The sequence below is a fragment of the uncultured Limnohabitans sp. genome (assembly GCF_937889215.1).
Lineage (GTDB): Bacteria > Pseudomonadota > Gammaproteobacteria > Burkholderiales > Burkholderiaceae_C > Limnohabitans_A.
In genome coordinates, this window is the sequence record NZ_CALBEX010000449.1 from 1 (window position 1) to 2,518 (window position 2,518).

1 protein-coding gene and 2 pseudogenes are annotated in these 2,518 nt (G+C 62.0%); 1 reads left to right on the forward strand and 2 read right to left on the reverse strand.

Translation table 11 applies throughout. The features are described 5' to 3' along the window. Nucleotides 1-223 (forward strand): annotated as a pseudogene (locus tag Q0341_RS11425) (hypothetical protein); the annotation flags it as partial. A gap of 97 nt (nt 224-320) precedes the next feature. Here Q0341_RS11425 and Q0341_RS11430 read toward each other — a convergent pair. Both Q0341_RS11430 and Q0341_RS11435 read right to left on the reverse strand, forming a co-directional pair. Next, nucleotides 321-1,214: a LysR family transcriptional regulator gene (locus tag Q0341_RS11430; RefSeq protein ID WP_299513367.1), complete on the reverse strand. Its 894-nt coding sequence runs from the start codon at nt 1,212-1,214 to the stop codon at nt 321-323. Between the two features lie 58 nt (nt 1,215-1,272). Next, nucleotides 1,273-2,445, reverse strand: a pseudogene (locus tag Q0341_RS11435) (acyl-CoA dehydrogenase family protein). Nucleotides 2,446-2,518 lie beyond the last annotated feature (73 nt).

The window sequence follows — 2,518 nt, forward strand, 5'->3', positions numbered from 1 at the left end:
CGTGTTCGCGATCCTGGGTTTGCGTGCCATGTATTTCTTGCTGGCGGCAGTGGCCAACAAGTTTCACCTGCTCAACTACGGCCTGGCCGTGATCCTGGTGTTCATTGGCACCAAGATGTGCTTGATCGATGTGTTCAAAATCCCGGTAGGCATCTCGCTGGGTGTGGTGGTCGGTATCTTGGCCGCGACCATGTTGCTGAGTGTGCGTTCGGCCAAAGCCTGAAGCGCGGCGTTCTTGAAGAAGCCTCCAGGGTCACAAGCTCTGGGGGCTTTTTTAAGTCTGGGGCTGCGGAGCCTGCGTGACTCCGTATTTTCGTGGCTCAGTGGGCCGCGTCGCTGGCTTGCAAGAGCCGCTGCACCAGCGGGTGATGCACCTTCTTTTCGGTGCCTATGGCAAAAAAGTTTTCTTTCACGCCTTCGCAGGGCCCTAGGCGCTGCACATCGTAGTGCGCCAGCAGCTCGTCGTGGACCCATTCAGCGGCCGGGAACACACCCATGCCGCTTTCGCCAAAGGTCTTGAGCAAAGCACTGTCTTCAAATTCACCCACGATGCGCGCTCGGATGCCGCGCTGTTCAAACCAGTGGTCCAGCCGGGTGCGAACGGCAGTGTGGCTGGTGGGCAGCAACACCGGTACTTCTGCCAGGCTGGCCGGAAATCTTTTCTGGGCCGATTTGACCAGCGCAGCAGTGCCATACCAAGACACAGGGGAGGAACCCAAGGCGTGGTTGTAGAGCTTGATGTTGGCGTTGCCTGGGGCAGGTCGGTCAGACAACACCACATCCAGACGGTGCAGGGCGAGGTCGCCCAGCAGGTCGTCGAATTCACCCTCGTGGCAGAGCAAACGCAGATGCGGCTCGCTCATGACGGGCTGCATGAGACGGCGTACCACGAGTTTGGGCAGGCCGTCTGAGATGCCTGCAGCCAGCCGCACAGTGGGTGAACTGACTGCATCGCGCACCAGCGCGGGCAAGTTTTCGCCCAACTGAAAAATGAGGTCCGCTTGTTTCATGGCGGCTCGTCCGGCATCGGTCAACACCAGGCCACGCCCGGCAGGTTTGAGCAAGGCATAACCGAGCGATTTTTCGAGTTCGCGCACCTGTGCGCTCACGGTTTGCACGGCCATGTCGAGTTTGTCAGCGGCCCGGGTGATACCGCCCTCCTTGGCCACGACCCAGAAGTAGTACAAGTGCTTGTAGTTGAATGTGGTGCGCATGGGCAGTTTGCGAGTGGATGCAGCGGGGATTATCTGCGCATGTTGTGCATTCGAGGCTTCAAATGCCCAACTGCTTGGCCGCCAGCTCTTTCATGATCTCTTCGGCCCCACCGCCGATCATCATCACCTTGACTTCGCGGTAAACCCGCTCGCTCACGGTGCCGCGCATGTAGCCCATGCCGCCCAGCAGTTGCACGGCGGCATCGGCGCAAAACTGCAGGGTTTGGGTGGCGTGGTTTTTCAGCAGGCAGACCTGCGCCACCCACTCGGCATTGGTTTGGCCAGCATCGGCCTGCTGCGCCACGGCATCGACCCAGGCTTGCGTCGACGAGATGCGCATTTGCATGTCCATCAGTTTGTGACGAATCACCTGCCGCTCGATCAGGGCTGCACCAAAGGTCTGGCGTTGGCGTGCCCAGGCCAGGGCTTCGTCAAAGCAGGCCTCAGCAAAACCCAGCGCCATGGCCGACATGGCCAGGCGCTCGCCGTTGAAGTTGCCCATGATCATTTTGAAGCCCGCGCCTTCTTAGCCCAGGCGATAACGCTGGGGTACGCGCACGCCGTCAAAACGCAGCTGCGCCGTGTCCGAGCTGTGCCAGCCCATCTTGTGCAGGCGCGTGCGCGTGATGCCGGGCGTGTCACCGGGTACGACGACCATCGAGATGCCGCTGGCACCTTTGCTGGCCGCATCAGTGCGCACGGCCAACGTGATCCAGTCAGCCCGCAGGCCCGAGGTGATGATGAAGACTTTCTCGCCATCGATCACGTAGTCCGCGCCGTCGGCGCGGGCGGTGGTGCGCAGGCCGGCCACGTCCGAGCCGCCGCCAGACTCGGTGATGGCCAGTGCCGCAATGCGCTCGCCGCGCAGCACGGGCGGCACCACTTCGGCTTGCAACTCGGCGCTGCCATGTGCCATGACCGGCGGCAAGCCGATGTTGAGCGAGAACAGGCTGGCCATCACACCGCCGCTGCCGCCGTAGCGTGCCAAAGTTTGCGACAGCATGTTGCGCGCACGCCATGGCGCAGGTGTGCCGCCCAAGTGTTCGGGGTAGCCCAAGCCCAGCAGGCCCAGCTCGGCGGCCTGGGTGTAAAGCGACCGGTCAAACTGACCGGCTTCCTCCCATTCGGGCACATGTGGGGCGATGGCTCGTTTGGCAAAACGCTCCACCGTGGTCTGCAGGCTTTGCAGGTCTTCGGTCGAGAAACCAGTTGTGCCATCGGCGGTGTTCATGCGGCTTCCTTCCATTGCACCAGCACCTGGCCGGGGCCCACTTGCTGACCCACGCTGGCCGAGAGGCTATGCA

Coding starts and splice junctions, on each gene's coding strand:
- Q0341_RS11430 (WP_299513367.1), bottom strand. CDS start 1,214: ATGCGCACCACATTCAACTACAAGCACTTGTACTACTTCTGGGTCGTG.